Here is a 23744-nt window from a genome sequence, read left to right as displayed (position 1 = left end):
ACCGCAGGAAGCGGAGCAGCGCCCATGCATGTGCCCGACGGCTTCATCAACGCCCCCGTCTCGATAGCCGCCGGAGTCGCCGCCGCGGGCGCCGTCGCCGTCAGCCTCCGCGGAGCCCGCCGGGAGCTGGACGAGCGCACCGCGCCGCTCGCCGGGCTCGTCGCCGCCTTCATCTTCTCCGTCCAGATGCTCAACTTCCCGGTCGCCGCCGGTACCAGCGGCCACCTCCTGGGCGGTGCGCTCGCCGCGGTCCTCGTCGGCCCCTACACCGGGGTGCTCTGCGTCTCGGTGGTGCTGCTGATGCAGGGCCTCCTCTTCGCCGACGGCGGCCTGACCGCGCTCGGCGTGAACGTCATGAACATGGCCGTGGTCACGGTGATCGTCGCCTACGCCGTCTTCCGCGGCCTGGTCAAGATCCTCCCCGACACCCGCCGCTCGGTGACCGCGGCCGCCTTCACCGGCGCGCTCCTCTCGGTCCCGGCCGCCGCCGGCATGTTCACCCTGCTCTACGCCCTCGGCGGGACCACCGACGTGCCCGTCGGCAAGGTCTTCACCGCGATGGTCGGCGTCCACGTCCTGATCGGCATCGGCGAGGCGGCGATCACCGCGCTCACCGTCGGCGCCGTGCTCGCCGTCCGCCCCGACCTGGTCCACGGCGCGAGCTCCCTGGTCACCCCGCTCAAGCTGCGCGTGGACGGTCGACTCGTCGACGCGCCGGCCGCCGCCCCGGTCCGGACCCCGGCCCCGGCCGCGGCCGCGGCCCGCTCGACCACGAAGGTCTGGGCGACCGGCCTGGTCACCGCCCTGCTGCTGGCCGGGTTCGTCTCCTTCTACGCCTCCGCCAGCCCCGACGGCCTGGAGAAGGTCGCCGCCGACCAGGGCATCGACCAGAAGGTCACGGCGCACGCCGCCTCGGACTCCCCGCTCGCCGACTACGGCGTCAAGGACATCAGCGACGCCCGCCTCTCCGGCGGCCTCGCCGGGGTCATCGGCGTCGGCGCGACCGTCGCGGTCGGCTCCGGCATCTTCTGGGCCGTCCGCCGCCGCCGCGCCGGCGACCACGGCGCCGACGACCGCACCGCCGCGTCCGCGGCGCTCTGACATGGGCGCGGGCCACGCCCACAAGCTCTTCCGGCACGGACACACCGCCGTCCACGCGCTGCCACCGCACTGCAAGCTCGCCGCCGCGTTCTGCTTCGTCGTGGTCGTCGTGTCCACCCCGCGCGAGGCGGTGTGGGCCTTCGGCCTCTACGCCGTCCTGCTCGCCGGGGTGGCCGCGGCGGCCAGGATCCCCGCCGCCTTCCTCCTCAAGCGGATGCTGATCGAGGTCCCCTTCGTCGCCTTCGCCGTCCTGATGCCCTTCGTGGCCCAGGGCGAGCGGGTCGAGGTGCTCGGCATGTCGCTGAGCGTCTCGGGCCTGTGGGGCGCGTGGAACGTACTGGCCAAGGGCACCCTCGGCGTCGCCGCGTCCGTACTGCTCGCCTCCACCACCGAGCTGCGGGCGCTGCTGCTGGGCCTCCAGCGGCTCAAGCTGCCGCCGCTGCTCGTCCAGATCGCGTCGTTCATGATCCGCTACGGCGACGTGATCAGCGACGAACTGCGCCGGATGACGATCGCCCGCCGCTCCCGCGGCTTCGAGGCGAGCGGCGTACGGCACTGGGGCGTGCTCGCCAAGACCGCGGGCGCGCTCTTCATCCGCTCCTACGAGCGCGGCGAGCGCGTCTACCTGGCGATGGTCAGCCGCGGCTACGCCGGTTCCATGCCGGTGATCGACGAGGTGAGCGCCACCCGCGCCCAGTGGGCGTACGCGGCCGTGCTCCCGGTGACGGCCCTGGCCGTCTGTCTGATGGGATGGACCCTGTGACCCCAGCCGTTCCCGCCTCCGCCGCCGTTCCCTCCCTTGAGGTGTCCGGCCTCGCCTACGCCTATCCCGACGGGCACCAGGCCCTCTTCGGGGTCGACCTCACCGTCGGGCGCGGGGAGCGCGTCGCGCTGCTCGGGCCCAACGGCGCGGGCAAGACCACGCTCGTCCTGCACCTCAACGGCATCCTGACCGGCGGGGTCGGTTCCGTCACCGTCGCGGGGCTGCCCGTGCAGAAGCGGAACTTCGCCGAGATCCGGCGCCGGGTCGGGATCGTCTTCCAGGACCCCGACGACCAGCTCTTCATGCCGACCGTCCGCGAGGACGTCGCCTTCGGCCCGGCCGCCGCCGGACTGCGCGGCGCGGCGCTGGAGAGCCGGGTGCGGGGCGCCCTGGAACAGGTCGGCATGGCCGACTTCGCCGACCGCCCGCCGCACCACCTCTCCTTCGGGCAGCGCCGCCGGGTCGCCGTCGCGACCGTGCTGGCCATGGAGCCGGAGATCCTGGTCCTGGACGAGCCCTCGTCCAACCTGGACCCGGCCTCGCGGCGCGAGCTGGCCGACGTCCTGCGCTCGCTGGACGTCACCGTGCTGATGGTCACCCACGACCTGCCGTACGCCCTCGAACTGTGCTCCCGCGCCGTGATCCTCAGCGAGGGGGTCATCGCGGCCGACGGGCGCACCCAGGACCTCCTGTGCGACGAGGAGCTGATGCGGGCGCACCGGCTGGAGCTGCCCTTCGGCTTCGACCCGCGCTCGGTGTCCGTGGCATAAGCACGGATGCTCGGGCGTTGCACCGCTCGTGAACATTCAGGGTGAGGTGGCGGACGGCTTCGAGCCGGTCCGGGACGCTTTCGTGCGCAACTTCGAGGCGCTCGGGGACCGGGGTGCGGCCGTCGCCGTCTACCGCGACGGGCGCAAGGTCGTCGACCTGTGGGGCGGCGTCCGGGACGCCGACGCCACCGGCGCGGACGCGGCCCCCTGGGAGCGGGACACCGCGCAGATCGTCCGCTCCGCCACCAAGGGCGTCGCCGCCGCCGTACCGCTGCTCCTGCACCAGCGGGGGCTGCTCGACCTGGACGCGCCGGTGGCGGAGTACTGGCCCGAGTTCAAGGCGGGCGGCAAGGAGCGGGCCCTGGTCCGCGACCTGCTCTCGCACCGTACGGGCATACCGGCGCTGGACCGCCCGCTGAGCCCCGCCGAGGCCACCGACGGGAGCTCGGGGCCGCGCGCCGTCGCCGAGCAGAGCGCCTTCTGGGCGCCCGGTACGGAGCACGGCTACCACCCCCACACCTTCAGCTGGCTGCTCGGCGAGCTGGTGCTGCGGGTCACCGGGGCCTCGCTGGGCAAGTGGCTGGCCGAGGAGGTAACCGGGCCGCTCGGGCTGGACTTCTGGATCGGGCTGCCGGAGGCGGCGGCGCACCGGGTCGGGCGGAGCGCGGCGCTGGAGGCGCCGCGGACCACGGGCGGGCTGCGGACCCGACCCAAGCGGAACGTCTCCGAGGCCTACGCCGACCCCGACTCCCTCACGCGGCGCGCCTTCGCCGCGATCAGCCCGCTGCCGGACGAGAACGACCCCGGCTACCGGGCGGCCGAGCTGCCCGGGTCCACGGGGATCGGCACGGCCCGTGCGCTGGCCGGGTTCTACGCCGCCACGCTCGGCGAGGTCGACGGCCGGCCCCGGCTCTTCACCCCGGAGACGGTGGCGCTGGCGGGGCGGGAGCTGTCCGCGGGGCCGGACCGGGTGCTGGTGGTCAACACGCGCTTCGGGCCGGGGTACATGCTGCACGGGCCGGCTTCGCCGCTGCTGTCCCCGGCGTCCTTCGGGCACCCCGGGCGGGGCGGCTCCCTGGGCTTCGCCGACCCCGAGTCGGGGGTCGCCTTCGGCTACGTCACGAACGCCCTGGCCGCCTCTGTGACGGCCGACCCCCGAGCGCAGGCCCTGGTCCGCGCGGTCCGTTCGACCCTGTAACCGCGCCTCAACCGCCGGCGGGCCGGCTTCGTGGTGCCCCGGGGTCGCGCCTCAATCGCCGGCGGGGCTGGAGTGGGCCAGATCAAGCCCGCCCGGGCCGCATCAAGTCCGCCCGGCGTTTGAGGGCACCTGCCCGGAGGGCACACGGTCCGCACTCGGCGGCTTCGCCCGGGGTCGCGCCTCAAACGCCGGCGGGGCTGGAGTGGGCCGGAGTGGGCCTTATCAAGCCCGCCCGGCGTTTGAGGGCACCTGCCCGGAGGGCACACGGTCCGCACCCGGCGGCTTCGCCCGAGGTCGCGCCTCAAACGCCGGCGGGGCTGGATGCGGGCCTTATCAAGCCGGCCCGGCGTTTGAGGGCACCGCCGGGCGGGCTAGCCGGCGTTCAGGACGCGGGCCACCAAGGGGCCCGCCGCGTCGACGCCATGGCCCCCGGACTGGACCATGGCCGCGGCCGCCACGTCGTCGCTGAAGCCGGTGAACCAGCTGTCCGGGCTGCCCGCACCGTCGACCTCCGCCGAGCCGGTCTTGGCCCCCTTGTCCCCGCCGACCGAGGACATCACCTTGGCCGCCGTACCGCTGGCCGCGGTCTGCCGCATCATCTGGACCAGCTGGCGCGAGGTCCCGGACCGCATCTGCCGCTCGGCCCGGGCCAGTACGCGCTCCCCGACGCCCTCCTCGACGATCACCGGCTGGTGGAAGGCCCCCGTCTTCGCCGTCGCCGTGACGGAGGCGACGTTCAGCGGGCTCATCCGCACCCGGCCCTGGCCGATGTACGCGGCGGCCGCCTCGGGCCCCGAGGCCGCCGGCACGTCACCGTCGAAGACCGGGACGCCCGCCTTCCACTCCAGCCCGAGCCCGAAGACCTGGCGCGCCTCGTCCGCCAGCGCGGACTCGTCGCCGACGGCCTTCATCTGGCCGATGAAGGCCGTGTTGCACGACACGGCGAAGTCGGTCGCGAAGCTCGCGCCCTTGAGCTCCATGTTCTCCAGGTTGTGGAAGGACCGGCCGCCCCCGGAAACGGTCTTGGGACACTCCACCGGCTTGTCCGCGCTCACCACGCCCCGGTCGATCAGCATCGCGGCCGTCAGGACCTTCAGCGTGGAACCGGGTGCCCGGGTGCCGAGGAGGGCCGCGTCGAAGCCGTCCGCCCGGTTGTTGGCGACCGCCAGGACGTGCCCCGTGCTCGGCTGGACCGCGACCACCGAGGACTCCGGGTAGGCCGCGACCGCCTTCTCGGCGGCCGCCTGCACGTCCGCGTCGAGCACGGTCTTCAGCAGGCCGGGCTCACCCTCCGCCAGCGTGAGCAGGACCCGCTTGGGCGCGTCCCGCGCGGCCGGTTCGATCCAGGTCTCGACGCCGGGCCTGCCGCCCACCGTCTGCCCGTACGTCTTGCGCAGCTGTTCCAGCACCGGCTTCAGCGAGGGGTACTTCTGCGCCGTCAGCTCCTGGCCGTCCCGGTCCACGGCCTTGACCGGCGGGACGGCGGGAGCGCCCGTGCGCAGCTTCTCGTCCCGCTGGAGCTGCGGGTGGAGCACCGAGGGCTGCCAGTCGACGAGCGCCTTCCCGGTGGTCAGCCCGCGGACCACGGTCAGCTTGGACTCGTACGCGAGGGGCTTGGTGACCCCCTCGAAGGTGATCTCGGCCGCGACCGTGAAGGGGACGGTGGTCCCCGTCGGAGTGCCGGGGGTGATGACGGCCTTCGACACGTACGCCTTGGTCCTGAACTCGCCCACCGCGGGCTGCGCGAGCGCCGGATTGTTCGTCAGGTCCGCCGCGGCCCGCTCGTCCCCGGCCGCCCACGCCGTCAGGAACGCCTTGGCCGCCCGGGCGGTCTCCTCGGCGTCGGGCGGCCCGGTCCGGCGCTCCGCCCGGGTCGCCGTTCCCCCGTCCGCCGAGCCGCCTTCCTCCCCGCCGACCAGCGCGTACACCCCGTACCCGGCCGCCCCGACCATGGTCAGGAACACCCCGCCGACGATGGCACCCTTCGCCGCCCCGTTCATACAGCCCCCTCCCCAGGAGTAACTTCTGTCTGAACATGCTCAATGGGCGAGACCCGACTGTCCAGCCGCCGCCGGCGCTACACCCAGGTGTCCAGCCACATGCGGCCGCGCCAGGAGTCCATCGGGATGGACTGGCCGGTGTAGATGGGCCAGAAGTAGATGAAGTTCCACACGATCAGCAGGACCAGGACGCCCGCGCCGATCGCGCCCACCGCCCGGCGGCGTTCCGAGGAGCCCGCCGGGCCCAGTAGGGCGCCGATCATCATCGCCACCGCCAGGCACAGGTACGGGACGAAGACGACCGCGTAGAAGTAGAAGATGGTCCGCTCCTGGTAGTTGAACCAGGGCAGCAGACCCGCGGCCAGCGCGCAGGCGATCGCGCCGGCCCGCCAGTCGCGGCGGAAGAGCCAGCGCCACAGCACGTACAGCAGGGCGAAGCAGCCCGCCCACCACAGCAGCGGGGTGCCCATCGCCAGGACCTCGCGGGCGCACTTGCCCACCGCGGTCGTCGGGCAGCCGTCGGTGCCGGGGGCGGGGGACTCGTAGTAGTACGAGACCGGGCGGCCCAGGACCAGCCAGCTCCAGGGGTTGGACTGGTAGGTGTGGCCCGAGGTCAGGCCCACGTGGAAGTCGTAGACGGCCGTCTCGTAGTGCCACAGGCTGCGCAGCCACTCCGGCAGGAAGGACATCGAACTGCCCTGGTCCTGGGTGCGCGCCCAGTCGCGGAAGTAGCCGCCCTTGCCGTTGTCCGGGCTCAGGATCCAGCCCGTCCAGGAGGCCAGGTACACCGCGACCGCCACCGGCACCGTGGAGAGGAAGCCGGGCAGCGCGTCCCGGCGCAGCATCGAGGCGTACGGGGTGCCCGCGCCCGCGACGCGGCGCGCGGAGGCGTCCCACAGCACGGTCAGCACGCCGAAGAAGGCGAGGACGATCAGGCCGTTCCACTTGGTGCCGAAGGCCAGGCCGAGGCAGACCCCGGCGAGGATCCGGTACGGGCGCCAGCCCAGCTTCAGCGTCTCGGCGATCCGTGGATCGGGCCGGGTACGGCCCTCGTCGTCGACCGGTAGCGCGGCCGCGAGTCTGGCCCGGGCCTTGTCACGGTCGATCAGCAGCGCCCCGAAGGCGGCGAGCACGAAGAACATCAGCACCAGGTCGAGCAGCGCGGTCCGGCTCATCACCAGGTGCAGGCCGTCCACCGCCAGCAGGGCGCCCGCCAGGCAGCCCAGGAAGGTGGAGCGGAACAGCCGCCGCCCGATCCGGCACAGCATCAGCACCGACAGGGTGCCGAGCAGCGCGGTCATGAAGCGCCAGCCGAAGGGGTCGAAGCCGAACATCCACTCGCCGAGCCCGATCACCCACTTGCCGACGGGCGGGTGCACGACGTACCCCGGGTCGCTCGGCAGCACGACCCCGTCCGGGTTCGCCAGGATCGCCTTGTCGATGTCCTTGGGCCAGCTGGCCTCGTAGCCCTGCTGGATCGTGGCCCAGGCGTCCTTCGCGTAGTACGTCTCGTCGAATATCACCGCCTTCGGGGTGCCCAGGTGCACGAACCGCAGCACCCCGGCCACCAGCGCCACCAGCAGCGGACCGGCCCACGCCAGTACCCGCAGCCAGGTCACGGTCGCGGCGGCGGGCACGCCGAGCGCCGTCCACAGCGCCACCGAGGGCTTCGCGTACGGCGGCACCAGGCGGCTGCGGACATCGGCGCGCGGTCCCGCACCGCCGCCCGGCCCGCCCGGCGGCGCGTAGCCGAAGCCGCGCAGGCGGCGCAGCCAGGTCGGCGGCTCGTTCTCGCCGCCACCGGGCGGCGCGGGCGGGGCCCCGGCGGGGCTGGGTTGCGGCGTCGCGGTACTGGTCACCGGGTCATCGTAGGGAACAGCGCTGTGCGAACCCCAGTAGCGGGGGCGACCGGGTCGATCAAGGGGGGAGTGGCCGGGGCACGGGGCCCCGGGCTGAGAGGATGTGCGGGTGACCACTGCGCAGCCCCGAGGTACCGAAGCCACCCACCCGACCACCGACGCGGCGGGCGTGCTCGTCCTCGCCGGCACCCCGATCGGGGACCTCGCGGACGCGCCGCCCCGGCTCGCCACCGAGCTGGAGCGGGCCGACGTGATCGCCGCCGAGGACACCCGGCGGCTGCGCCGGCTGACCCAGGGCCTGGGCGTGCACACCACCGGTCGCGTCCTCTCCTACTTCGAGGGCAACGAGTCCGCGCGCACCCCCGAACTGGTCGAGGCGCTCCTCGCCGGCTCCCGGGTCCTCCTCGTGACGGACGCGGGCATGCCGTCGGTGTCCGACCCGGGCTACCGGCTGGTCGCCGCCGCCGTGGAGAAGGACATCAAGGTGACGGCCGTGCCCGGCCCGTCCGCCGTCCTGACCGCGCTGGCCATGTCCGGGCTGCCGGTGGACCGCTTCTGCTTCGAGGGCTTCCTGCCGCGCAAGGCCGGCGAGCGGCTGAGCCGGCTGCGCGAGGTCGAGGGGGAGCGCCGCACCCTCGTCTACTTCGAGGCCCCGCACCGCCTCGACGACACCCTGGCCGCGATGGCGGAGGTCTTCGGACCCGACCGGCGGGCCGCCGTCTGCCGCGAGCTGACCAAGACCTACGAAGAGGTCAAGCGGGGCGGCCTGGCCGCGCTCGCCGAGTGGGCGGCCGAGGGCGTCCGTGGCGAGATCACGGTGGTCGTCGAGGGCGCGCCCGCCGCGGCGCCCGGTGACGTCGACGCCGACGAGCTGGTGCGCAGGGTGCGGGTGAGGGAGGAGGCGGGGGAGCGGCGCAAGGAGGCCATCGCGGCCGTCGCCGCCGAGGCCGGCGTACCCAAGCGCGAGGTGTTCGACGCGGTGGTCGCGGCAAAGAATGCGGCACAAAAGGTGCCGTAAGTCGGTAAAGAGCTAGGCTGAAAAGCAAAGCTCAGACCGGGCACAGGGCGTTTTGGGCATGCCTTGCCCAAAGGCCGTCCAACACTGGACAGGGCCTGATGCGCTCCCGCCGGAACAGGCGTCCACTGGTGAGTGAACTACCAGCGGACAAGAGGAGCTGGCATGAGTGAGATCGCAGACACCCCGGTTCCCGCGGCCCCGCCGGTCGCGACCGCACCGACCGTCGCCGCCGTCAGGACCACCCCGCCGCCCGTACGCACCGCTCGCGAGGCGTACTCCTTCGCCTGCATGAAGTGCGGGTACGGCTGGGAGCAGGCGTACGAGATCGAGCACCACGTGGACGGCAGGGGTCAGCCGTTCATCGTCTACACGGTCAAGGGCGGCGAACGGGTCCCGTCCCCGCTGTCCAACCCCACCTGCATGAACTGCGGTGGGCACGTGGTGCGGATCATGCGGGAGGGGCAGGTGTCCTCGGTCCTCGGCATGCTCGACCAGCTCCACCACCACCATCACCGGGCCGCTCCGGCGCGGATGCCGAAGCCGCGCAAGGTCTCCCGGCTGCACGATGCTCCCGGGCCGGTCGCGATCGACCCCGATGCGGGGGGCGGGGGCGGGGGCCTGCTGGGCCGCCTGTGGCGGCGGATCCGCGGGGCCTGAGCCCTCCCGGGCGGGCTTGGGTGGGGGCTGCCGCGGCCGCTGGGTGCGGGTCGTGTGCCCTCCGGGCGGGTGCCCTCAATCGCCGGGCGGGCTTGATTGGGTCCGCCCCGGCCCGGGCGGGCTTGATGGGCCTCCGGCCCCGCCGGGGCATGGGGGGGCTACCCGGCCCCGCCGGGGCATGGGGCGCGGCCCATAGGATCGGCCGTATGAGTGCCAGCCCCGCCATCTCGTCCAGTTCCCGTCGCAAAGACGATGACCGGGACACGCCGCCGCCGCTCCCGGAGCCCCTCCGGGTCGCGGTGGCGGACTCCCACACCCACCTCGACATGCAGCGCGGCACCGTCGAGGAGGCGTTGCGCAAGGCCGCCTCGGTGGGCGTCACCACGGTCGTCCAGGTCGGCTGCGACGTGAAGGGCTCCCGCTGGGCGGCCGAGACCGCCGCCGCGTACGAGAACATCCACGCGGCGGTCGCCCTTCACCCGAACGAAGCCCCCCGCATCGTCCACGGGGACCCAGGGGGCACCTCCCAGCCCCCTGGGGCTGGGGGAGGCTGGTCCCGCCAGGGCGCCCGGCCCGGCGGCGGTGAGGCGGCCCTGGACGAGGCCCTCGCCGAGATCGAGGCGCTGGCCGCCCTCGACCACGTCAAGGCGGTCGGCGAGACCGGGCTCGACTACTTCCGCACCGGACCCGAGGGCATGGCCGCGCAGGAGCGTTCCTTCCGCGCGCACATCGAGATCGCCAAGCGCCGCGGCAAGGCGCTCGTGATCCACGACCGCGAGGCCCACGCCGACGTCCTGCGCGTGCTGCGGGAAGAGGGCGCGCCCGAGCGGACCGTCTTCCACTGCTACTCCGGCGACGCCGAGATGGCCCGCGAGTGCGCGGCCGCCGGCTACTACATGTCCTTCGCCGGGACGGTCACCTTCAAGAACGCGGCGGCGCTGCGGGAAGCGGTCGCGGTCGCCCCGGCCGAGCTGCTGCTGGTCGAGACGGACGCGCCGTACCTGACCCCCGCGCCGTACCGCGGACGGCCCAACGCGCCGTACCTGATTCCGCTCACGGTCCGTGCGATGGCCGCGGCCCGCGGCATCGACGAGGACGCGATGGCCACCGCACTGGCGGCGAACACGGCCCGCGCCTTCGCCTACTGACCCCCGATCGACCCGCACCCGGCGACACGCTGGGTAGCGGGTCGACTTTGTTGCGTGACGAACGCTCCGCTAGGGTGCCGTGCCCGAACCAACGGGACCGGACCAGTGGAGCGAGCGTCGTGAGCGATACCCAGGGCGGCCACCGCCGTGGCGGCCGGGACGAGCCGGACGCAGCGGCACCCGCGGGCTGGCTGGACTCGGCGCTGTCCGCCGACCCGCCTCCCGCCCCGGACGAGCGGGACGCGGCCGTCCCGGCCCCCCGCGCCGGTGAGCGGCGGGCCGCGCGCCGGCGCAAGGCCGACGGCCCCACGGGGCGCCGGGCCCGCGGCCGGTCCCCCCTCCCGGCGGCGCCGCCGGGTGGAGCGGCCGTCGGCACGGCCTGGCCGGACGCGGACGTCGGTGCCGGCGCCGACGTCGGTGCCGGAGCCGACGGCGACGGCTCCTTCGGCCCGGACCTCGCCCTGGAACTGGGCCTGGAGCTGGACCTCGTAGAGCTCGAACGCGACCTGGACCGGGACTTCGCACGCGACCTCGACCTCGACTACGGCGGGGACCCCGACTACGGCCCCGGCCCCGGCCCCGGCCCCGGCTACGACCCCGACCACGACGGCGCCCCCGACTTCGGTCGCGGCCCCGGCCTGGACCTCGGCCCCGGCTTCGACCCGGCCCCCGCCCCCGCCCCCGGGGGCTGGCCCGAGCCGTTGCTCCCCGCCCCCGCCCGGCCGGAGGGCACGGGCACCCCGCCCCGCCCCGAGCCCGGCGGATCCCGGCGGGCCGGACGCGGCGGGGCCACCGCCACCCGGGCGCGCCGGGGCACCAGAGCCGGGCGCGGCACCGCCAGCTGGCGCCGGATCGTCCCGCAGGCCCTGGTCGTCGCCTTCCTCGCCGGCGGCACCTCCGCCTTCGTCGCCGCCGACAAGGCGGTCCGCCTCACCGTGGACGGCGTGCCCCGCACCCTGCACACCTTCGCCGACGACGTCGACGAGCTGCTCGACGCGGAGGGCCTGGGCGTCGGCGCCCACGACCTGGTCGCCCCGGCCCGCACCACCGCCCTCGACGACGGCGACGAGATCGTCGTCCGCTACGGCCGTCCCCTCCAGCTCACCCTCGACGGCCAGCGGCGCCAGGTGTGGACCACCGCCGCCACCGTGGACGGCGCGCTGCGCCAGCTCGGCGTCCGCGCGGAGGGCGCGTACCTCTCCGCACCCCGCACCGCCCCCGTACCGCGCCGCGGCCTCACCCTGAACGTGCGCACCGAACGCAGCGTCACCTTCATGGCCGACGGCCGCGAACGCACCATCCGCACCAACGCCGCCACCGTCCAGGAGGCCCTGGACCAGGCCGGGATCACCCTGCACGCCCAGGACACCACCTCCGTGCCGGCCGCCTCCTTCCCCCGCGACGGCCAGACCGTCACCGTGCTGCGCATCACCGGTACCCGCGAGGTCCGCGAGGAGCGCATCCCGTTCGAGATCGAGAAGGTGAAGGATCCGGAGCAGTTCGCCGGGACCGAGGTCGTCGAGCGCGTCGGGCGGCCCGGTGCCCGCCGGGTCACCTACAGCCTGCGCACCGTCAACGGGGTCCGGCAGAAGCCGCGCCGGATCGCCGAGGAGACCCTGCGCGAGCCGGTGACCCAGCTGGTCAAGGTCGGCACCAGGCCGCTGCCGAACTCGGTCGCCGGGGCCGACGGCCTGGACTGGGGCGCGTTGGCCCAGTGCGAGTCCGGCGGGCGGGCCGCGGCCACCGACGCGTCCGGCACCTACGGCGGGCTCTACCAGTTCGACGTCCAGACCTGGCAGAGCCTCGGCGGCACCGGCAGCGCCCAGCAGGCGCCCGGTGCGGAGCAGACCTACCGGGCCAAGAAGCTCTACGTGCAGCGGGGGGCGAGTCCGTGGCCGCACTGCGGCCGTAGGCTTTACCGGTGAGCACCGCAGAGCACGACACCGCAGAGCACGGCAACGAGAAGCACGACGGCGAGCAGTCGCCGGAGGTCACCCCGGCGCAGGGGGGCGACGCGCTGTTCGGCGCGGCCGACATCCGGGAGCTGGCGAGCGTACTCGGGGTCCGGCCGACGAAGCAGAAGGGGCAGAACTTCGTCATCGACGCCAACACCGTGCGCCGGATCGTGCGCACGGCCGAGGTGCGGCCCGACGACGTCGTCGTCGAGGTCGGTCCCGGCCTCGGCTCGCTGACGCTGGCGCTGCTGGAGGCCGCGGACCGGGTCACCGCCGTCGAGATCGACGACGTGCTGGCGGCCGCGCTGCCCGCGACCATCGAGGCCCGGATGCCCGCGCGCGCGGACCGCTTCGCGCTGGTGCACTCCGACGCGATGCTCGTGAAGGAACTGCCCGGCCCGGCGCCGACCGCGCTGGTCGCCAACCTGCCGTACAACGTGGCCGTGCCGGTGCTGCTGACGATGCTCGACCGCTTCCCGACCATCGAGCGGACGCTGGTCATGGTGCAGGCGGAGGTCGCCGACCGGCTGGCCGCCAAGCCCGGCAACAAGGTCTACGGCGTGCCTTCGGTCAAGGCCGCCTGGTACTGCGACGTCAAGCGCGCCGGGTCCATCGGGCGCAACGTCTTCTGGCCCGCGCCGAACGTCGACTCCGGCCTGGTCTCCCTGGTCCGGCGGGCCGAGCCGGTCAAGACCACCGCCACCAAGCGCGAGGTCTTCGCCGTGGTCGACGCCGCCTTCGCGCAGCGCCGCAAGACGCTGCGGGCCGCGCTGGCCGGCTGGGCCGGCTCCGCCGCGGGCGCCGAGAGCGCCCTGGTCGCGGCCGGGATCTCGCCGCAGGCCCGTGGCGAGGGCCTCACGGTCGAGGAGTTCGCGCGGATCGCGGAGAACAAGCCGGTGCACGAGCAGGCGGCGTTGTGACCGGCGCCGGGACCGGTGCTGCGACCGGTGCCGCGACCGGTGCCGCGACCGGTCTGCCGGAGGCCGCCGGCGTCACGGTCCGCGTGCCCGCGAAGGTCAACGTGCAGCTGGCGGTGGGCGCGGCCCGCCCCGACGGCTTCCACGACCTGGCCAACGTCTTCCTGGCCGTCTCCCTCTACGACGAGGTCACGGTCACCCCGGCCGACGCCCTCACCGTCAGCTGCTCCGGTCCCGACGCCGACCAGGTCCCCCTGGACCGGACGAACCTGGCGGCGCGGGCCGCCGAGCTGCTCGCCGCCCGGCACGGCCTGGACCCGGCCGTCCACATCCACATCGCGAAGAACATCCCCGTCGCGGGCGGCATGGCGGGCGGCAGCGCGGACGGCGCGGGCGCGCTCCTCGCCTGCGACCTGCTGTGGGGCCTGCGGAGCACGCCGGCCGAGCTGCTGGGGATCTGCGCCGAGCTCGGCAGCGACGTCCCCTTCAGCCTGGTCGGCGGCGCCGCGCTCGGCACCGGACGCGGCGAGCAGCTCGCCCCGCTGGAGTCCGGGATCTTCCACTGGGTCTTCGCCGTGGCGGACGGCGGCCTGTCGACCCCGGCGGTGTTCCGCGAGTTCGACCGGCTGGCGGCCGAGGCCGGTACGGACATCCCCGTGCCCGAGGCTTCGCCGCGGCTGCTGGCCGCGCTGGCCGCCGGGGACCCGGACGCGCTGGCCGCCACCGTGGTCAACGACCTCCAGCCGGCGGCGCTCTCGCTGCGCCCGCAGCTGGGGCGGACGCTGGACGCGGGTCTGGGGGCCGGGGCGCTGGCCGCCCTCGTCTCGGGCTCCGGGCCGACGACCGCCTTCCTGGTGCGGGACCCCGAGTCCGCGGCGAAGGTCGCCGGGGCGCTGGCCGCCTCCGGCACCTGCCGGACCACCCGCGTGGCCACCTCCCCGGCCCCGGGCGCCACCCGGCACTGAGCCCGACCGGGCGCGCGGGGGCCCGTACGACCGGCCGCGCGGGGGCCCGTACGGACTCCCGCGCGGCCCCCGCGCACCCGCGCGGGCGCTCGCGCAGCGGTCGGGTCCGGCCGGGAAGGTTAGGGTGGGGGGCTGATCCACCCCTTTCCCTGGAGCGCGTCTGATGGCCGTCAATCTGGTCAATGTCGAGGCAGTCAGCAAGGTGTACGGAACCCGTGCCCTGCTCGACGGCATCTCCCTCGGCGTGTCCGAGGGGGACCGGATCGGCGTCGTCGGACGCAACGGCGACGGCAAGACCACCCTCATCCGGATGCTCGCGAAGCTGGAGGAGCCCGACACCGGTCGGGTCACCCAGAACGGCGGACTGCGGATGGGCGTGCTCACGCAGCACGACTCCCTGGACCCCGCCGCCACCATCCGCCACGAGATCATCGGCGACATGGCCGACCACGAGTGGGCGGGCAACGCGAAGATCCGCGACGTGCTGACCGGCCTCTTCGGCGGCCTGGGCCTGCCCGGCTTCGAGCACGGCCTGGACACCGTCATCGGCCCGCTCTCCGGTGGCGAGCGCCGCCGGATCGCGCTCGCGCAGCTCCTGATCGCCGACCAGGACCTGCTCGTCCTCGACGAGCCCACCAACCACCTCGACGTCGAGGGCATCTCCTGGCTGGCCCAGCACCTCCAGGCCCGCCGCTCCGCGCTCGTCTGCGTGACCCACGACCGGTGGTTCCTCGACCAGGTCTGCACCCGCATGTGGGACGTGCAGCGCGGTGACGTGCACGAGTACGAGGGCGGCTACAGCGACTACGTCTTCGCCCGCGCCGAGCGCGACCGGATCGCCGCCACCGAGGAGTCCAAGCGGCAGAACCTGATGCGCAAGGAGCTGGCCTGGCTGCGCCGCGGCGCCCCCGCCCGCACCTCCAAGCCGCGCTACCGCATCGAGGCGGCCAACGAACTGATCGCCGACGTGCCGCCGCCGCGCGACACCAGCGCGCTGATGAAGTTCGCCAACGCGCGCCTGGGCAAGACGGTCTTCGACCTGGAGGGCGTCACCGTCCAGGCCGGCCCCAAGACCCTGCTCCAGCACCTGACCTGGCACCTCGGCCCCGGCGACCGGGTCGGCCTGGTCGGCGTCAACGGCGCGGGCAAGACCTCGCTGCTGCGCGCGCTCGCCACGGCCGCCCGCACCCAGGGCGACGAGCAGCCCGCGGCCGGCAAGGTGACCGTCGGCAAGACGGTCCGCCTCGCGTACCTCTCGCAGGAGGTCGGCGAACTCGACCCGTCCCTGCGCGTCCTGGAGGCCGTACAGCGCGTGCGCGACCGGGTCGACCTCGGCCAGGGCCGCGAGATGACCGCGGGCCAGCTGTGCGAGCAGTTCGGCTTCACCAAGGAGAAGCAGTGGACGCCGGTCGGCGACCTCTCCGGTGGCGAGCGCCGCCGGCTGCAGATCCTGCGCCTGCTGATGGACGAGCCCAACGTCCTCTTCCTCGACGAGCCCACCAACGACCTCGACATCGAGACCCTGACCCAGCTGGAGGACCTCCTCGACGGCTGGCCCGGGTCGATGATCGTGATCTCCCACGACCGGTTCTTCATCGAGCGCACCACCGACACCGTGATGGCGCTGCTCGGCGACCAGAGCCTGCGGATGCTGCCGCGCGGCCTGGACGAGTACCTGGAGCGCCGGAAGCGGATGATCGCCGAGGCGGGGCCCGCGCCCGCCCCGGTCGCGGTCAAGGAGAAGACCTCCTCGGGCGACGCGCGCGCCGCGAAGAAGGAGCTCCAGAAGATCGAGCGTCAGCTCAACAAGATGTCGGACCGCGAGACGAACCTGCACGCGCAGATCGCGGAGAACGCCACCGACTTCGACAAGGTCGCCACGCTCGACGCGGAGCTGCGCGAACTCATCACAGACCGGGACGAGTTGGAAATGCGCTGGCTGGAGCTGGCCGAGGACGCGTAGGTTCCGCCTCAGCCGGGCACCAACTGGCCGGATAACGACCACGTCACGGGCCGGTCCTCCCTTGGGCACAGGGGCTGGACCGGCCCGTCCGGCGTGCGCCCGCAGTGATAGAAAGGGCATCCCCCACGCCCGACCGACCCCGAAGGTACCGCTGATGACCGAGCCGCCGAGTCCGCCGACGCCGCCGAACCAGCCAGCTGTACCTCCCGGTTACGGACACCTGCCCGGCCCGCCGCCGCCCTCCGCGTACGGCTTCCCGCCGCAGGGCGACAACCCGTACGCGCAGGCGCCGCCGCAGCAGCCCGGCCAGCAGCCGCCGGCCCCGCAGGGCCCGTTCGGCCAGCAGCCGCAGCCCGGATACGGATATCCGCAGCCCCCGACCACGCCGATCGGGATGCCGCCCACCGGGCCGACCCGGCCCCGCGGCCGGACGCACCTCCTGGTCACCGCCTCCGTGGTGGTCACGCTGGTGCTCGGCACCGGCGCGTACTTCGCCTTCGCCGGCGATGACGGCGACGACAAGAAGCCGGCCGCGGCCGGCAGCTCCGCGCCCGTGACCCAGCCCTCCGGCTCGCCCTCCGTCGACCAGGGAGACGGCAAGGGCGGCAACGGCATGAGCGACGTCGACCTCAACTCCGGCCGCAAGCCCGGCGAGGGCAAGGTGCTGTGGCTGAAGACCAACGCCACCGAACTGCCCGGCGGCGGCGGGGATGCCACGGGTCAGTGGATCGTGGGCGACACCGTCGTCAAGTCCCTCTTCAAGTCGCTCATCGGCTACGGAGTGGCGGACGGCAAGCAGAAGTGGAAGCTCGACTTCCCCGCCAAGGTCTGCAGCACCCCCTACCAGACCACCACCGACGGCAAGGTCGTCGTGGCTTTCATGAACGGCGAGTCCGAGCAGGCGAGCTGCAACCAGCTCAAGATGGTCGACCTCAAGACGGGCAAGGAGGGTTGGACCAAGGAGATCCCCAAGGAGGGGATGTTCGACATCATGGTCACCCCCAGCCTCGCCATCACCGGTGACACCGTCACCGCCGGCCGCGTCGGCGCCGCCAGCGCCTTCAAGGTGAGCACCGGGGACCGGCTGTTCGGCTCCAACGTCCCCGAGGGCTGCACGCCCGGCTCCTACGCGGCCGGTCAGGGCAAGGTCGTCGCCGTCGCCACCTGCGCCGACGGCATCGAGGAGCTCCAGGGCACCGACCCGGTCAGCGGCCAGAAGAGCTGGACGTACCGCTTCCCGGAGGGCTGGCGGGTCAGCAAGGTCTACTCGGTCAACCCGCTCGTCGTCGACGTCAAGCAGCGCGACAAGAGCCTGCGCTCCATCATGGTCATCGGCCCCGACGGCAAGCAGCGCTCGCAGCTCAGCGGCGACGGCCAGTTCACGCCCCGCTGCGACGACCCGATCCTCGACCGGCCGCTCCAGGACTGCTGGGGCATCGTCGTCGACGCGGGCTCCGACACGATCGTCCTGCCGACCGAGGGCGCCTCCAACGAGCTGGTCGCCTTCGACATGGGCACCGGCAAGCCCAAGTGGCGCACCCCGGCCGGCGACAAGCGCGTCCTGGTCCCGCTGAAGGCCGAGGGCGGCAAGCTCTACGCCTACAACAGCGCGGCGGACAAGGCCACCGGCGGCGAGGTCATCTCGCTCCCGCTCGGCGGCGGCAAGCCCACCACGGTGCTGCACAACCCGTCCGGGCCCGCCGCGCCGCTGGAGAACTCCTTCTACACCCCGCAGATCGCCTTCGCGGACGGGCGGCTCTTCATGTCCTCCACGCACATCACCGGCGAGGGCAAGGACGAGAAGTTCCTGATGGTCTTCGGCAAGTGACCGTGTCCGTGTCCGTGACCCTGTGCGCGTTCGCAGCTCCGTCGTCCACCCGGCCGCCCACGAGAGGCAGTAGCACCCGATGAGTACCCCGCCGCCCCCGCCGAACCAGCCCCCGTCGGGCGGCTTCGGCGCGCCCCAGGACCCGCCGCCGGGCGGCTTCGCGCCGCCGCCGGCCGCGCCGCCCGCCCCGCCGGCGCCCCCGCAGCAGCCGCCGGGCCCGGCGTACGGCTACCCGCAGCAGCAGCCGCAGCCCGGTTACGGCTACCCGCAGGCGCCGCCGGCCGCGCCCGCCGCACCCGCCTACGCCCCGCCCGCGAGCGGCGGCAGCGGTGGCGGCGGCAGCAACGACCTGCGCAACCAGCTCCTCATCGTGGTCGCCGCGCTCGTCGCCATCGCCCTGATCGTGGGCGGCGGCTTCTGGTACGTCTCCGGCGACGAGGACGGCGCCAAGAAGGACGTCGCCAACGGCCCGACCGACGGCAAGAGCCCCGGCGCGGGCGGCGAGGGCGACAAGCCCGGTGGCGGGGTCGCCAGCGAGAAGCCCCCGGCGAACACCAAGGCCAAGACCCTGGTCAACCTCCCGCAGCCGCAGGTCGCCGACCTCGCGCACGTCGAGGGCTCCTGGGTCACCGACACGCTCTACGCGAAGTCCGACGTCGCCAAGGTCGTCGGCTACGACCTGAACACCGGCGCCCAGAAGTGGTCCATCGCGCTCCCGGCCGAGCTGTGCGGGGCCACCGCGCACATCAGCGGCGGCAAGAGCGCGATCCTCTTCAAGGAAGCGCTGGCCAGCGACGCCAACAAGTACCCCCGCTGCAACCAGATCGGCGTCATCGACCTGAACGCGGGCAAGCTGGTCTGGTCGACCACCATCAAGGCCGCCACCAGCGGTGACAAGCCGGTGGAGTTCAAGGAGATCACCCTCAGCGGCGACACCGTCGCCGCGGGCGGCCTCCAGGGCGGCGCGGGCTGGAACCTCGCCGACGGCAAGAACCTGTGGCCCGCCAAGGTCGACGGCGAAGGCTGCTACGACCTCGGCTACGCCGGCGGCCCCGCCCTCGCGGTCATCCGCAAGTGCGGCCCGTACGGCAGCCAGTACCTGCTCGCGCAGAACCTCGACCCGAAGACCGGGGCGCCCAAGTCCTCGTACAAGCTCTCCCAGGGCATCGACTACGCGAGCATCGTCTCCACGAAGCCGCTGGTCGTCGCCGCCGACGTCGGTGACGCGGCCAAGGGCGGCAGCGGGGTCAGCGACCTCTTCGTCGTCGACGACGCGGGCGCGCTGAAGACCCGTATCCCGGTCTCCTCCGGAAACTACTCGGTGCGCTGCGACGGGCTGCTGGTCGAGGGCTGCAAGAAGATGGCCGTCGGCAACGGCAAGGTCTACCTGCCGTCCGTCGAGCACCAGGGCAAGGACCAGTACGGCCGGACCAACGAGCTGCTGTCCTTCGACCTGACCACCGGCAAGCAGACCACCGACCGGGCCGACGCGGGCGAGCAGTACACGATCATGCCGCTGCGCATGGACGGCCCGAACGTCATCGCCTACAAGCTGCCCCCCTACAACAAGGGCGGCCAGGTCGTCAGCATCGACACCGCGACGATGAAGGAAACGCTGCTCATGGAGATGCCGGAGGACAAGAACATCCGGCGTCCCGAGACCAGCATGTCCGCGAACGGAGCCGAGTTCCGCTACCACAACGGGCGGTTCTTCATCTCCCAGACGCTGATCAGCAAGCCCTACTCGGCGACCGCCGACCCGTCGTACCTGTTCGTGTCCTTCACGACGGGCTGACCCGGCACCACCGCCGAAGCCCCCCGGACGTCGTGCTCCTCCGGGGGGCTTCGGCATGCCGGTGTCCCGGGGCCGGGCTACCGTGGCGAGGGTGACGGGAATCGACGCCGACCGGCTGTGGTCCAGCTCCATGCCGGAGGCATACGAGCGGTACCTCGTGCCGGTCCTCTTCCGGCCCTTCGCCGAGGACCTCACCGCCCGGGCGGCGGCGCTGCGACCCGGACGGATCCTCGAACTGGCCGCGGGCACCGGCGTGCTGACATCGGAGCTGCTCGCCGCGGCGCCGTCGGCCGAGGTGACGGCCACCGACCTGAACGAGGCCATGGTCGGCTTCGGCTCGTCCCGGGCGCCGGGGGCGCTGTGGCGACAGGCCGACGCGCAGCGGCTGCCGTTCCCGGACGGGGGCTTCGACCTGGTGGTCTGCCAGTTCGGCGTGATGTTCTTCCCCGACCGGGTCGCGGCCTTCAGCGAGGTCCGCCGGGTGCTGGCCGCGGGCGGCCGGTTCCTGTTCAACACCTGGGGCCCGATCGCCGCGCACGCCTTCGACGACGCGGTGCAGGCCGGGCTGGAGCGGGCCTTCCCGGACGACCCGCCGCGGTTCCTCCCCACGGTCCCGCACGGCTACGCCGACCCCGCCCTCGTGGCGGCCGACCTCGTGGCCGCCGGGTTCGTCGTCGAGGAGGAGCGGGAGCTGACGCTGGAGGGCCGGGCCGCGTCGGCCGCCGACGTCGCCACCGGCTTCCTCACCGGGACACCGGTGCGCGGTGCCTTCGAGGAGCGCGGCGGCGGCCCGGCCGCCCGGGCGATCATCATCGAGGAGGCCACGGCCCGACTGGGCCCGGGCCCGGTCGTCGCCCCGATGACGGCGTACGTCTTCACCGGCGCGGCCTGACCGCCCACCGCTCGTGGGCGGGGTCGCCGAGCTGCCAGGTGTGCCCGCCGGGATGGTGGCGGAACTCGGCGCACCCGGCGCCGGTGCCGCCCGTTGCGCTGTCGCCGACCGGGCAGTCGGGGCGGACGAAGACCGCCTGGCACGACCTGCCCTCCGGCCAGCGGGCCCATAGGGCGGTCGCGTCCTGGTTGTCGGCGATGAGGGCCCAGTGCGGGCCGGTGGCGTGTTCGAGCGTGCGTGGCGCGAGATGCGGCACGGTGCGCTGCTGGAGGGATTCCCGGAGTAGGTCGGCTATGAGCGCCGGGCGATGGAGATCCGGATGTACGGGATCGGGATCGTCCCCGGGCTGTTACAGACGCCGGAGTACGCGCGGGTGCTGGCGGAGAGAACGATGCGGCGAGGCGCCATTACCGCCGAACGTGCGGCCGCGCGGGTCGCGTTCATTGCGGAGCGGCAGGCGGCGCTGGAGCGGGCCCGGCCGCCGATGGTGGTCATCGTGATGGACGAGAGTCGCATCCGCCGGTTCATCGGCGGCGCCGAGGTCATGGCCGCCCAGCTCGACCGGTTGGGGGAGTTCGCCGCCCGCCCTGACACGGTGCTTCAAGTGGCCCCGTTCGATATGGGAGAGCTCCGACCCTTCGACCTGCCGGTGGTCTTGCTGACCATGCCCGACCGGTCCGTGGTCGGCTATGCCGAGTCCCACTTCCGGGGGTGGGTGGACCGGGAGAGCACCTCGGTGCTGTCCGTACTGGCTGCCTTCCACTACCTCCAGGCCGAAGCTCTCTCGCAGGCGCAGTCCGTGGCCTTGATCGACGAAGTGCGCCGGGGCGTCGCCTGAGGACCGGACCCCCTGGTCGATGTCAAGGCCCACAGGGCCAGCACCCACTGACGGGGGCTTCTGTTCCGTATCCACCTCGCGGCGTCGAACAAGCGTGTAGCTTGCCGGGTCAGAAGGGTCGGGGGTGAGCGCCGCAATGGGCGTACGGGTCATGGTCGTTGACGATCACCGGCTGTTGGCCGAGGCGCTCGCCTCGGCGTTGAAGCTGCGCGGGCACCGGGTGCTGGCCGCGGCCGCGCCGGCCGCCGGGGCGGCCGAGTTGGTGATCAGCCGCGCCCCGGAGGTCTGTCTGCTGGGCACCGCCACCCCCGCCGAGCCGGGGATCTTCGAGCCCATCGTGCGGATCCGGCGCGAGAGACCGCAGATCGCCGTGGTCGTGCTGGGCCCGGTGCCCAGTCCGCGCGGGATCGCCGCCGCCTTCGCCGCCGGTGCCTGCGGGTACGTGCGCCAGGACGAGCGGATCGAGGGCGTCGAGCGGGCCCTGGCCAAGGCGCGGGCCGGGGAGGCGGCGGTGTCGCCGCAGCTGCTCCAGAGCGCCTTCGCGGAACTCCTCAACCCCACCGCCCAGCCGGACGACGAGGGCAGCAGGCTGCTCGGGCTGCTCACCCCGCGCGAGGTGGAGGTCCTGGTCCGGGTCGCCGAGGGCGAGGACACCCGGCTGATCGCGGCCGGCATGGCGATCGCGCCGAGCACCGCGCGCACGCACGTCCAGCGGGTGCTGATGAAGCTCGGCGTGGGCTCCCGGCTGGAGGCGGCCGCACTGGCCGCCCGTACGGGCCTCTTGGACCGGGCGGCCCGCCTGTAGACGTCGTCGTCGCGGGCGCGCGATTTCCCCGTGGGTGCGGACATGCGGTAAGCCAGGGGGGAACGGGTCGCGCGCGCGTGCGGCCGTGCGACTTCGAGAGGTAGTAGGCGAGTGAGCAAGTACCTGGTCACCGGTGGCGCCGGATACGTGGGCAGCGTGGTCGCGGCCCATCTGCTGGAGGCCGGACACGAGGTCACCATCCTCGACGACCTCTCGACCGGCTTCGAGGCGGGCGTGCCGCAGGGCGCCACCCTCGTCCACGGTCGGATCCAGGACGCCGCCCGCCACCTCGACGCCTCCTTCGACGCGGTGCTGCACTTCGCGGCCTTCTCGCAGGTCGGCGAGTCCGTGGTCAACCCCGGCAAGTACTGGGACAACAACGTCGGCGGCACGCTCGCGCTGCTCACCGCGATGCGCGAGGCCGGGGTGAAGAAGCTCGTCTTCTCCTCCACCGCCGCGACCTACGGCGAGCCCACCGAGGGGCTGCTGACGGAGGAGTCGGTGACCAAGCCGACCAACCCCTACGGCGCCTCCAAGCTGGCCGTCGACCACATGATCAGCGGCGAGTGCGCGGCGCACGGGCTGACCGCGGTCTCGCTGCGCTACTTCAACGTGGCCGGTGCCTACAAGGAGTTCGGCGAGCGGCACGACCCCGAGACCCACCTGATCCCGCTGGTGCTCCAGGTCGCCCTCGGGCAGCGCGAGTCGATCTCGGTGTTCGGCGAGGACTACCCGACGCCGGACGGCACCTGCGTGCGCGACTACATCCACGTCGCCGACCTCGCCGAGGCGCACCTGGCCGCGGTGGCCGTGCCCGCCTCGGGCGAGCACCTGATCTGCAACCTGGGCAACGGCAGCGGCTTCTCGGTGCGCGAGGTCATCGACACCGTCCGCAAGGTGACCGGGCACCCGATCCCGGAGGTCGTGGCCCCGCGTCGGGCCGGTGACCCGGCGGTCCTGGTGGCCTCCGCGGCCAATGCCAAGGAGCGGCTCGGCTGGACCCCCTCCCGTGCGGACCTCGCGGGCATCGTCGCGGACGCCTGGGCCTTCGCCCAGCGCTGACCGGCCGCCCCGCCGCGGGGCCATCCCAGCCTCGCCCGGAGCCCATCCAGCCTCGCTCGGAGCCATTCCAGCCTCGTCCGGACCCGAACCCAGCCTCGTCCGGAGCCCATCCAGCCTCGCCGGCGTTTGAGGCGCGGGTCCGGGCGGAGCCCGGGGCGGCCCGCCAGGGCCGTTGTCCCCTGCGGGGCTCCTGGGGCTCCGCCCCAGACA

19 protein-coding genes and 1 pseudogene are annotated in these 23744 nt (G+C 73.6%); 17 read left to right on the top strand and 3 right to left on the bottom strand.

The features are described 5' to 3' along the window. Positions 1-24: 24 nt before the first annotated feature. The 4 genes from ACIQWR_RS36250 to ACIQWR_RS36235 are packed head-to-tail and all read left to right on the top strand — an operon-like array spanning position 25 to position 3832. Positions 25-1101: an energy-coupling factor ABC transporter permease gene (locus ACIQWR_RS36250; RefSeq protein WP_404018729.1), complete on the top strand. Its 1077-nt coding sequence runs from the start codon at positions 25-27 to the stop codon at positions 1099-1101. A 1-nt stretch (position 1102) separates the two neighbouring features. Continuing rightward, positions 1103-1864: a cobalt ECF transporter T component CbiQ gene (gene cbiQ, locus ACIQWR_RS36245; RefSeq protein WP_404018726.1), complete on the top strand. Its 762-nt coding sequence runs from the start codon at positions 1103-1105 to the stop codon at positions 1862-1864. Further along, positions 1852-2634 (top strand): energy-coupling factor ABC transporter ATP-binding protein, encoded by a 783-nt coding sequence (locus ACIQWR_RS36240; protein WP_404018724.1) that lies wholly within the window; start codon positions 1852-1854, stop codon positions 2632-2634. The genes cbiQ and ACIQWR_RS36240 overlap by 13 nt, the downstream gene beginning before the upstream one ends. Positions 2635-2662: 28 nt before the next feature. Then, positions 2663-3832 carry a serine hydrolase domain-containing protein gene (locus ACIQWR_RS36235; RefSeq protein ID WP_404018721.1) on the top strand — a complete coding sequence of 390 codons (1170 nt, stop codon included), beginning with the start codon at positions 2663-2665 and terminating at the stop codon, positions 3830-3832. Positions 3833-4203: 371 nt separating this feature from the next. Here ACIQWR_RS36235 and ACIQWR_RS36230 read toward each other — a convergent pair whose 3' ends face one another. Together ACIQWR_RS36230 and ACIQWR_RS36225 are read right to left on the bottom strand one after the other, a co-directional pair. Next, complete coding sequence (locus tag ACIQWR_RS36230) at positions 4204-5832, bottom strand: penicillin-binding transpeptidase domain-containing protein (protein ID WP_404018718.1); 1629 nt, start codon at positions 5830-5832, stop codon at positions 4204-4206. Positions 5833-5909: 77 nt separating this feature from the next. Continuing rightward, complete coding sequence (locus ACIQWR_RS36225) at positions 5910-7691, bottom strand: dolichyl-phosphate-mannose--protein mannosyltransferase (RefSeq protein WP_404018715.1); 1782 nt, start codon at positions 7689-7691, stop codon at positions 5910-5912. Between the two features lie 109 nt (positions 7692-7800). Between ACIQWR_RS36225 and rsmI the strand changes: the two genes are divergently transcribed. The 10 genes from rsmI (at position 7801) to ACIQWR_RS36175 (ending at position 20829) form a co-directional block, all read left to right on the top strand. Then, a complete protein-coding gene (rsmI, locus tag ACIQWR_RS36220) occupies positions 7801-8709 on the top strand; it encodes a 16S rRNA (cytidine(1402)-2'-O)-methyltransferase (RefSeq protein ID WP_404018712.1) in 909 nt (302 codons plus the stop codon). 162 nt (positions 8710-8871) lie between these two features. After that, positions 8872-9366, top strand: coding sequence for a hypothetical protein (locus tag ACIQWR_RS36215; protein ID WP_404018710.1), 495 nt, complete (start codon positions 8872-8874; stop codon positions 9364-9366). Between the two features lie 206 nt (positions 9367-9572). Beyond that, the gene (locus ACIQWR_RS36210; RefSeq protein WP_404018708.1) at positions 9573-10514 is read left to right on the top strand and encodes a TatD family hydrolase; all 942 of its coding nucleotides are present in this window, start codon (positions 9573-9575) and stop codon (positions 10512-10514) included. Positions 10515-11215: 701 nt separating this feature from the next. Beyond that, positions 11216-12439, top strand: a complete 1224-nt coding sequence (locus tag ACIQWR_RS36205; RefSeq protein WP_404018934.1) for a ubiquitin-like domain-containing protein — start codon at positions 11216-11218, stop codon at positions 12437-12439. A gap of 92 nt (positions 12440-12531) precedes the next feature. Then, positions 12532-13389 (top strand): 16S rRNA (adenine(1518)-N(6)/adenine(1519)-N(6))-dimethyltransferase RsmA, encoded by an 858-nt coding sequence (gene rsmA, locus ACIQWR_RS36200; protein WP_404018931.1) that lies wholly within the window; start codon positions 12532-12534, stop codon positions 13387-13389. 53 nt (positions 13390-13442) lie between these two features. After that, positions 13443-14351: a 4-(cytidine 5'-diphospho)-2-C-methyl-D-erythritol kinase gene (locus tag ACIQWR_RS36195; RefSeq protein WP_404018928.1), complete on the top strand. Its 909-nt coding sequence runs from the start codon at positions 13443-13445 to the stop codon at positions 14349-14351. A 163-nt stretch (positions 14352-14514) separates the two neighbouring features. Further along, positions 14515-16314: an ABC-F family ATP-binding cassette domain-containing protein gene (locus ACIQWR_RS36190; protein ID WP_404018705.1), complete on the top strand. Its 1800-nt coding sequence runs from the start codon at positions 14515-14517 to the stop codon at positions 16312-16314. Between the two features lie 154 nt (positions 16315-16468). After that, complete coding sequence (locus ACIQWR_RS36185) at positions 16469-18142, top strand: PQQ-binding-like beta-propeller repeat protein (protein ID WP_404018702.1); 1674 nt, start codon at positions 16469-16471, stop codon at positions 18140-18142. A 79-nt stretch (positions 18143-18221) separates the two neighbouring features. Next, positions 18222-19937 carry a PQQ-binding-like beta-propeller repeat protein gene (locus ACIQWR_RS36180; protein WP_404018699.1) on the top strand — a complete coding sequence of 572 codons (1716 nt, stop codon included), beginning with the start codon at positions 18222-18224 and terminating at the stop codon, positions 19935-19937. 130 nt (positions 19938-20067) lie between these two features. Continuing rightward, positions 20068-20829 carry a class I SAM-dependent methyltransferase gene (locus ACIQWR_RS36175; protein WP_404018925.1) on the top strand — a complete coding sequence of 254 codons (762 nt, stop codon included), beginning with the start codon at positions 20068-20070 and terminating at the stop codon, positions 20827-20829. Here the strand turns inward: ACIQWR_RS36175 and ACIQWR_RS36170 are convergent. After that, on the bottom strand, positions 20813-21085 hold the full coding sequence (locus tag ACIQWR_RS36170) for a hypothetical protein (protein WP_404018696.1): 273 nt from the start codon (positions 21083-21085) through the stop codon (positions 20813-20815). The genes ACIQWR_RS36175 and ACIQWR_RS36170 overlap by 17 nt on opposite strands. Between ACIQWR_RS36170 and ACIQWR_RS36165 the strand changes: the two are divergent. The 3 genes and pseudogenes from ACIQWR_RS36165 (at position 21077) to galE (ending at position 23534) form a co-directional block, all read left to right on the top strand. Then, positions 21077-21667 (top strand): annotated as a pseudogene (locus tag ACIQWR_RS36165) (DUF5753 domain-containing protein). The gene ACIQWR_RS36170 and the pseudogene ACIQWR_RS36165 sit on opposite strands and share 9 nt — an antisense overlap. 136 nt (positions 21668-21803) lie before the next feature. Further along, positions 21804-22472: a response regulator transcription factor gene (locus ACIQWR_RS36160; protein WP_399264433.1), complete on the top strand. Its 669-nt coding sequence runs from the start codon at positions 21804-21806 to the stop codon at positions 22470-22472. Between the two features lie 111 nt (positions 22473-22583). Further along, positions 22584-23534, top strand: coding sequence for a UDP-glucose 4-epimerase GalE (gene galE / locus ACIQWR_RS36155; RefSeq protein WP_354380523.1), 951 nt, complete (start codon positions 22584-22586; stop codon positions 23532-23534). The last annotated feature ends 210 nt before the right edge of the window (positions 23535-23744 follow it).

The sequence above is a fragment of the Streptomyces sp. NPDC098789 genome (assembly GCF_044759975.1).
Lineage (GTDB): Bacteria > Actinomycetota > Actinomycetes > Streptomycetales > Streptomycetaceae > Streptomyces.
This window is presented reverse-complemented; position numbering and strand designations above follow the sequence as displayed.